The sequence below is a fragment of the Catenulispora pinistramenti genome, from assembly GCF_018274385.1.
Classification (GTDB): Bacteria; Actinomycetota; Actinomycetes; order Streptomycetales; family Catenulisporaceae; genus Catenulispora; species Catenulispora pinistramenti.
Genome location: NZ_JAAFYZ010000329.1, coordinates 1 through 8,237, shown reverse-complemented (window position 1 = coordinate 8,237; position 8,237 = coordinate 1). Strand labels below are relative to the sequence as shown.

Annotated in this window: 5 protein-coding genes; 2 read left to right on the top strand and 3 right to left on the bottom strand. The window is 71.2% G+C overall.

From position 1 onward, the window contains the following. Positions 1-481 precede the first annotated feature (481 nt). Together KGQ19_RS45705 and KGQ19_RS45700 are read right to left on the bottom strand one after the other, a co-directional pair. On the bottom strand, positions 482-3,445 hold the full coding sequence (locus tag KGQ19_RS45705; protein ID WP_212021393.1) for a type 2 lanthipeptide synthetase LanM family protein: 2,964 nt from the start codon (positions 3,443-3,445) through the stop codon (positions 482-484). Positions 3,446-3,452: 7 nt separating this feature from the next. Continuing rightward, complete coding sequence (locus KGQ19_RS45700; RefSeq protein WP_212021392.1) at positions 3,453-3,650, bottom strand: DUF6229 family protein; 198 nt, start codon at positions 3,648-3,650, stop codon at positions 3,453-3,455. A 177-nt stretch (positions 3,651-3,827) separates the two neighbouring features. Here KGQ19_RS45700 and KGQ19_RS45695 point away from each other — a divergent pair, with 177 nt between their 5' ends. Continuing rightward, positions 3,828-4,724 carry a hypothetical protein gene (locus KGQ19_RS45695; RefSeq protein ID WP_212021390.1) on the top strand — a complete coding sequence of 299 codons (897 nt, stop codon included), beginning with the start codon at positions 3,828-3,830 and terminating at the stop codon, positions 4,722-4,724. A gap of 68 nt (positions 4,725-4,792) precedes the next feature. Continuing rightward, positions 4,793-7,177, top strand: a complete 2,385-nt coding sequence (locus tag KGQ19_RS52405; RefSeq protein ID WP_212021388.1) for an SGNH/GDSL hydrolase family protein — start codon at positions 4,793-4,795, stop codon at positions 7,175-7,177. A 42-nt stretch (positions 7,178-7,219) separates the two neighbouring features. Here KGQ19_RS52405 and KGQ19_RS45685 read toward each other — a convergent pair whose 3' ends face one another. After that, on the bottom strand, positions 7,220-8,005 hold the full coding sequence (locus tag KGQ19_RS45685) for an alpha/beta fold hydrolase (RefSeq protein ID WP_212021386.1): 786 nt from the start codon (positions 8,003-8,005) through the stop codon (positions 7,220-7,222). Positions 8,006-8,237: the final 232 nt, after the last annotated feature.

Below are 8,237 nucleotides of genomic sequence, written 5' to 3'. Positions count from 1 at the left end.
CCGGTGGCCGGGGGTCAAGTTCGCGCCGTGCGAAACCGCCGCCTACCTGCATGTCCGCCGCGCGCGGACTTTACCCCCGGACACCGGTGCTGTACCCCCCGGGCTGACGACGCGACCGAGGGGAACGAACCGCACCACCTCTGGGACCGCCGCCGCTGAGACTAGATCGGCCACCCTAGGGAACCGCGCTAGTTTCCCTGAGGTTGCCGAGGCCCGCCGGAGGCCCGGCCCTTCATCACAGCTCTTGACCTTGCACTGGCTAACTGGAGTTGAAGAGGCCTGAGGTGCGGCGGGGTTGTGAACGCGGGAACCGGCAGCCGACAGGCACACCCGCCGACTCGAACCCCGAACCGGCACAACTATGACCGAAGGCCGTAAAAAGCATTTGAAACCCACAGACCAACCGCAACCCGGCCCGCAAACGTCAGCTCCCAAACTCCAGCCCCCCGAAAAGCATCCGCACCGGAACAACCCACACCGCTCAGACCGGATCGTCCAGCACCAGCACCGACGGCAGTTCGCTGCCCTCGCCCATCCGCAGCAGCTGATAGGCCACGCCGCCCAGTCCGGACATCATCGCCGGGGAGAATGCGTCGCGGGCCATGCCGCTGATCGCGCCGTTCTCTTCGAGGCTGGTCACGATGTGCGCCTGGAAGCCGTCGCGGTCCACGCCCGGCGGGGCACTGTCGGCCCGTAGCGCGGCGTCCATCAGCTCCCAGACGCCGAGATCGCCGTGGCACAGCGTGTGGTTCCAGCCCATCCCGTTGGTGTGGGCGGCTTGGGCGGCGCGGCGGAGCAGGTCGTCGGGGATCGGCCAGCCTCGCCGGGCCAAGTCCAGCTGGGTCAGGGCGATGCCTACCGAGCCGTGGCACCAGGCGTTGGCGGTCAGGCCGGGTTCGATCTCGCGCAGGTCCAGCCAGCCGCCGGCCTTTGGGTCGTAGCAGGACTCTTCGAAGGCGAAGGCGGCGCGGGCCATGTCGGCAGTGCGGGTGTCGCCGGTGGCCAGGGTGTCGTCGGCGGTCCGGGTATCGCTGCTAGCCCGGGTGTCGCCGGTGGCCAGGGCCAGGCGGGCCAGGGCCCAGCCGATGCCGGACGCGCCGTGGGCGCAGCCGCCGAGGCCGCCGGGCCAGCGGGTCGTGGGCCAGGTGACGCCGACCTTTTTGGCCAGCGCGGCGTCGCACAGCAGCGAGCCGATCCGGTCGGCGGTCTTGGTCCACTGTCGTTCGCCGGTTACGTGCGCCAGTTGCAGCAGCGGCACCACGGCGCCCGCGGGGCCCGAGACGAGTTCGTACTCCTCGGCGTCGGCGATCGCGTCCGGGATCAGGGCGGCCAGCGTCCGGGCCTGGTCGAGAGCTTCGTCGCCGACCGCGCTGAGTCGTCGCAATGTGAGCCACGTCCACAGCTCCGATCCGAGCCCGACCCAGCCGCCGGGTTCGCGCGGACGCAGCGCCACGCCGTCCGAGCGCAGCTTCGCGGCGTGCGCGGCGGCGAGGCGCATGGTGCGCAGCGTCGCGTGCAGCAAGTCGGGGATGCCGTCGAGGGGATCGGCCCGGCCGCCCTCGGCCTCGTGCTGATAGCCGGCTAGCAGCAGCGCGACGCCGGGCAGCCCGCTGTACAGATCGGGGCTGAGCGGCTGCACCACCCAGCCGGTGAGGCTGAGCACCGGCGCGATCCAGGTCGCCGTGCCATCCGCTCCGCGCTCCGCGCTGTCCCGGACCTGCCGCACCAGCCCGGCTGCCAGGGCCCTGCGACGCGCGTCGACGGCCGAGAGGCGAGCGGCGCGGACGGGACGCAGCCCCTTGCTCGGCGTCCAATCAGCATTCAGATACGCGCTTACCAGCGTCGCCCGAATGATGCCGCGATCGAACTCCAGGTCAGCGCTACGCCACCGAGTCAGTGCATCGGCGACCAGGTCCTGGGGCGGCAGCCAGTGCGTGTCGCCGGGGCCGGTGAGTCGGCCGGTCCGTGGCGTGGTGCCGAAGTACGGGATGTCGCCGTGCAGCAGATCGTCGATCTCGGCGGCGATGACGTCCGGATCGCCAGGCGCGGCCGGGGATTGCCGCGCCATCTGGACGAACAGTTCGGTGGCGCGTTCCACGGCAGCGGTCTCATCGTGCAGTGAGACCGGGTGCCAGAGCATCCGCGCGACTTCCTCATAGACGTCGGTCGCGCGCAGCACCATGCGGATCCGGCAGTAGCCGAATGCCGCCATCGCGGGCTCCAGTACGTCGGCGGCGTCGGCAGCGGCCAGGGCGGCCGAGCCTTCTTCGAACCCTGCGGCGACCGTCTCCCAGTGGTCGGCCAAAACCGGCTTCGGGCTCGGCAGGCTCGCGGCGGGCCCGGGGGTCGCGTCGGCGAATCCCAGGCGCGCACGATCGGTGCCGGCGTCGAGAATCACCGGGACCTGCCCGGCGGGCTGCTCGTCCGGCAGCGCGCCGACCGAGGAGGAGTCCACGCCCCGCCAGCCCAGCGCCGCACCGCGACTGGGCAGCATGCCGACGCGCAGCACGGTCTCGTCCACCAGCTTGGCCGCCATGTCCACGGCCTGCCCGAGGCCGGACGGCGGTCCGTCGGGGATGGTGCTGAACAGCGTTTCGCAGTCCACGACGACCGGCACCGGTCCGTGCGCGATGACGTTCTCGGTGTGCAGGTCACTGCCGCCGAGCAGCCGCATCACGGCCAGCCAGTGCCCGACGCCGCGGTAGAACGCGGTCAGCTCGGCATCGGAGGCGCAATAGCGGTGCGGGATGTATTCGCTCCAGCCGTAGCCGTCGCGCGCGATGACGGCTGGCACCCGAATGCGCTCGGCCGCAGGAACATCTGGAAACACGGCGCCGAGCAGACGTGCCAGAGCTTTGTCGACCTCAACCGGCCGGGGTTTGTACACGATCTTGGCATCGCGCAGATCCAGGATGGCGACCGACTGCCCGCCTCGATGGCTGTCGCCCGCGCCGAACTCGACGTGCCGCAGATCACCGAGATCACCGGGATCGCCGAGGCTGCCGAGGCCGCCGGGCCCCGTAGCAGCAAGGGATGCCAGAGAACTGCGATCAGTGGCGAACCGCTGGGCCAAGGCCAAGGCCGCGTCGGCGCGACGCTGCATGACGGCGCCCAGCCGACCTTCCAAGGTCGGATAGCGCGTGCCGAGGCCGTGCCAGAACTCTGCGTCATCGGCGATCGTCAGGAACTCCGACCAGCGCTCGCCGGGATCGTCGGAGGTGAGCAGACCGGACAACCGCGCCGCGTTGAGTTCGAGCAGCAGAACCCTGCTGACCTTCCGATGAACCGTTTCGACGATGGCCCGCTCGGCCGCCTCGGCCACCGCGGCGCGTTCGCCGACACTCAGATCCCCGACGGCATCGAGCCGGGCCGCCAGGCCGGCCGAGATCGGCGCGGCCAGGCAGCCCAGGGCTCCGGCGAACTCGCCGGAGAAGCGGGAGGTCACCTGCGGGTCAGCAGCACTGGCCGCCGCGGGAGGCGGTGCAGGAGCTGCACGTGCCGCGGGTCAGCACGACGACGGCGCCGATGATGTCGGCCTCGGCGTACTTGCCGCCGGTGAACAGCGGACCGGCCGGGCTGTCGAGGTCGTCGGCGGTCAGCCACTCGCGGACGATCCGGTCGGTGCGGTCGAGGACTTCGGTCTTGGGCATGTGGGACCTCCGGGGTGTGGGGGGAAAGGCGAGGAGCGCGAACCGGGGATCGGCTTCTGGTTCGTGCCTCGATGTGTTTCTGTATATATCTGACGGTGCGGGCTGACAAGGATAAACATCCGGAAATACCAGCCCGGTTCACCCTTGACAGGGTTCTGACAGCTAGCGAGGGAGACCATGGCCGATACTGCGGTTCCGGACCGCGACGCGATGCGCTCGCTGGCGGCGGCGCTGGGCGATCAGGCCAACGCGCTGGCCGCCGATGGCCGGGTGGCCGAGGTTCGGGCGTTGTGGGAGGACGCGATCGCCCGGCTGCCCGACGAGGCTTCGCGGGCCCGGCTCACCCTCGCGTACGCCTGGTACCAGGCACTGCACGGGGAGGTCGAGCACGGGATCGGGCTGGCGGCCGGGCTGCGGGAGTGTCCCGTGTCGCCGGTGCTGGGCCAGATCAGGGTCCTGGTCCGGGGCCGGGCGCGGGACGAGCCGGAGGCGGTCGAGCGGGCCTGGCGTGCGGTGACGGGCAGCGGGTTGCCGGACTGGGCCGATCTCACCGACGAGGCGATCGAGCTGACCGCCGAATGGGTCGTCGCGGCGTCGTGGGCGCAGTCCAAAGAGCTCTTCGACTCGCGCGTCGAACAGATGGGGTCGCGGGTTATCGATATGGCGCTTCAAGAGATCGAGTTGGGTGCGCCCGGGCTGTCCTCGCTGACCGCCATCCATCGGGCGGTTCTGGCGCTTGGCGGCACGGCCGGCTACCGCGCCTTGAGCGATCCTCGCCAGGCGGCGCGGGTAGCCGCAGAAGCGATCGCGGCGGGCGATTGGGAGGCGCTGCGGGCGTGCGGGACGATCGAGCGGAAGGCGCACGGCCGGGCCTTCCTCGGCGGCACACACGGGGTGGCGGCGGATCTGATGACTGGTGGTGACCTGGAGATCGGTCCGGCGATGGCCGAGCGGGTCGCCGGGCTGGCGGCCGACGCCGAGCCGTGGGAACGGCGGCGGGCCGTGGAGGATCTGGCCGCCATCGGCGACGGTCCGGCCGCCCCGTTGCTGGCCCTGGTGGCCGCAATCCCGTAGCCGGTAACGTTCCGAGGCTCAATCGCAGATCATTGACATCGTCTTCGACTCCTTCGACACCGCCGGATGTGAACGTTCCCTCCGCGCGGGCCCGGCTCCGACGGCCCGCAGTGCTCTTGTTCGCCCTGTGCCTGAGCTCCGCAGGCCTCATGCACGGCACCGCGCGTGCCGCGACCGCGATCTCGGCCCGCACGCCGACGCCGACCTCCAGCGGACTGCCGGCCACCTTCGACAACGCCGGGATCAGCGACGACTCGGCGCCGTCGGCCGCGAACCTGGACGGGGGCGGCTACAGCTTCTCCGCGCAGGCGCTGGCCGACGACGGATGGTCGCCGGGGGCGGTGTTCAGCCTCGCCGACGGCGCGACGGTGCCCGTGCCGCAGATCGCGCCCGGGCAGAGCGACAACACGGTCGCCGCCGGGCAGACGTTCGCCGAGCCCGGCTCCGGCGGCGCGCTGGACCTGGTCGCGACCAGCACGGACGGCACCACCGGCGGCACCGGGGCCGTGACCTACGCCGACGGCACGACACAGAGCTTTGCGATGTCCGTGCCGGACTGGTGGAGCGGGACCGTGGGGATCGCCGCGGTGGCGCCGTACCGGAACGGCGGCGGCGGCCAGCAGGTGCACCAAGTGAGCCTGTATCTGACGACGGTCCCGCTGGTCCCGGGCAAGGCCGTGGCGTCGGTGACGTTGCCGAACGCGACCGGCGGCAGCGGCTCGGCCATGCACGTCTTCGCGGCGGCGTTCGCCCCGAGCGCACCGGTCGCCGATCTGGCGTCCGCGTTCGACAACGTCGGGATCAGCGACGACGGCGACGTCACCGGTGCGAATCTGGACGGCCAGGGCAACAGCTTCTCGCAGCAGGACCTGATCGCCGCCGGCTGGACGCCGGGCGCGCAGGTGACAGCCGGTGCCACGAAGTTGACGCTGCCGCAGGTCGCGGCCGGGCAGCCGGACAACGTGGTGGCCGCCGGACAGCGGATCTCTTACTCGGCATCCGGCAGTGCCCTGAGTTTCCTGGCCACGAGCACCGAGGGTGCCGCCTCCGGATCCGGGACGCTGACCTACACCGACGGCAGCACGCAGAACTACACGATCGGCACGCCCGACTGGATCACCGGGGCGACCGACACGATGGCCGTGTCGTTGCCGCACTGGAACCAGGCGAGCGGTCAGGCGGCGACGTCGGCGAAGCTCTACGTGGAGTCGGTGCCGCTCGCGGCGGGCAAGACACTGGCCTCGCTCACGCTTCCGACTCTGGCCTCCCCGCCTGCCGGGAACGAGCTGCACGTCTTCGCGCTCGGCGTGCGGGCCGCGTCCGGACCGTGGAGCGGGAGCTGGGCCGCGGCGGCCGACGACGGGCTGGTGCCGGGGCCGTGGACGGACCGCACGCTGCGGATGGTCGAGCACTCCAGCGTCGGCGGCTCGCAGGTGCGGGTGCGGCTGGACAACGCGTTCGTCGGGACGCCGGTCTCGGTCGGGCACGTGACGGTCGCGGTGCAGAGCAGCACGTCGGTGGCGACCGGCGCGCCGGTCACGGTGACCTTCCATGGGAATCAGGCCACGACGATCCCCGGCGGCGGGCAGGCGGAGAGCGATCCGGTGCCGTTCACCGTGCCCGCGGACGCGAACCTGCTGGTCAGCGTCTACTTCCCGGGGACGGTGCAGCTGGAGTCGGTGCACAGCCTCGGCACCCAGGACATGTATTCGACCGCTGACGAGGCCGGGGATCAGACCGCTGACATCAGCGACTACCCGGTGAACAACACGTTCGGCTTCTGGACGCTGCTCTCCGGCGTGGACGTGGTGCCGAGCGGGCCGGCCGTGGGCACCGTCGTGGCGCTCGGCGACTCGATCACCGACGGCGTCGGCTCGACCTACAACGGCAACGACCGCTGGCCCAACGACCTGTGGCGGCGCCTCGCGGCGAGCTCCTACCCGCACCGTGGCGTCATCGACGAGGGGATCAGCGCCAACCGGGTGGTCAGCGACGACTTCACCGGCGTGAACGGCAGCGGCAACGGCGGAATCAGTGCCGTGAGCCGGCTGGACCGCGACGTCCTGAGCCAGAGCGGAGTCAAGACCCTGATCATCCTGGAGGGTGTCAACGACATCAAGTCGGGCACCTCGGCGGACTCGGTGATCGCCGGTCTGAAGCAGATCGCCGCCGAGGCGCACGCCGAAGGGATCACGGTGATCGGCGGCACGGTGACCCCGTTCGAGGGCTACAGCGCCTGGACCAGCGCGTACGAGGCGCAACGGCAACTGGTGAACGACTTTGTGCGGGACAGCGGCGGCGTGTTCGACGGATACGTCGACTTCGACGCCGCGGTCCGGGACCCCGCCAATCCCGCGCAACTGCTGGCGGCCTACGACAGCGGCGACCACCTGCACCCGAGCGCGGCCGGGTATCAGGTGATGGCCGGCGCGGTGGATCTGTCGAAGTTGTGAGGACTGTCAAAGCTGTGAGTTGTGTCCCGCTGAAGCCGTGGATCAGGACCAGATGGCGCGCAGCAGCCCGTTGACCACGTCGGCGCGATCGCGATGCGGGAAGTGGTCGGTGCCGGGAACGGGGTGATGCCGCGCGCCGATGCCGTCGGCGATGAAGACGCTGGTCGCCAGCAGCGCATCGCCGACGGCGGCCCGGTAGGCCGGGTTCGCGGACTGCCAGTCGCCGGTGACGACGGTCTTCGGATACGTCGCGTCGGCGAGCGGCCGCAACGGGATCTCGGCTTCCCAGCAGGGGCGTTCGGCCATCGCGGTGCGGGTGGCGCGCAGTCGGCGCTCGGTGAACTCCGGGACCGGCAGGCCGAACGCCTCGCCGGAGCGCAGGTAGTCCTCCGGCTTGGTCTGGCGCATCGTCGGCGAGTCGGTGCTGAACGCGGCGCGGTTGGCGGCCAGCGAGGCGGCGACTACGGGCACTGATTCGGCCACCCGCAGTGCCGAGGGCTCGATGAGCGTCAGCGACCGCACGGCCGCCGGCCGCCGCGTCGCCGCGGCCATCGCGACGACGCCGCCGTACGAATGCCCGACCAGGTGCGCCGGACCTCCGTCGAGGAGCGCGGCGATGTCCTCGGCGTCCGCCTCCCAGTCGCTCTGCCCGGTGTCCGGGCTGTCGCCGAACCCGCGCCGGTCCGGCACCTGCAGCCGGAACCACTGAGCCAGTGGCCGCTGCTCGGCGAAGCACTCGGTGCCCCAGGTCATGGTGCCGTGGACGAGGATCGCGCGCGCGGCCGGGGTCGCGGCGTCGCTCCAGGTGGTGACGTGGATCGGCGGCATGTGCGGCCCCCTGTTCGGCGTCGGCGAAGTCGGAGGTGGCGGCGAGGTGGCGGCGGCTCCTGGAGCCGCCGCCATGCGAACCCGGCTCCTACGGCAGCCGGGTCTCGATGGCCGCGATGATCTTCGGTCGTAGTTCGGCGGCTTTGATGACTTCGTCTACTGAGCCGACCTCAACTGCGCGTTGGATGCTGTGGACGCGGTCGAATTCGGCGGCGACTTCGCCGAGTTTTTC

What these genes read in the sequence shown, in the direction of transcription:
- KGQ19_RS45695 (WP_212021390.1), top strand. Translation starts at nt 3,828, where the DNA reads ATGGCCGATACTGCGGTTCCGGACCGCGACGCGATGCGCTCGCTGGCG.
- KGQ19_RS45685 (WP_212021386.1), bottom strand. Translation starts at nt 8,005, where the DNA reads ATGCCGCCGATCCACGTCACCACCTGGAGCGACGCCGCGACCCCGGCC.
- KGQ19_RS45700 (WP_212021392.1), bottom strand. Translation starts at nt 3,650, where the DNA reads ATGCCCAAGACCGAAGTCCTCGACCGCACCGACCGGATCGTCCGCGAG.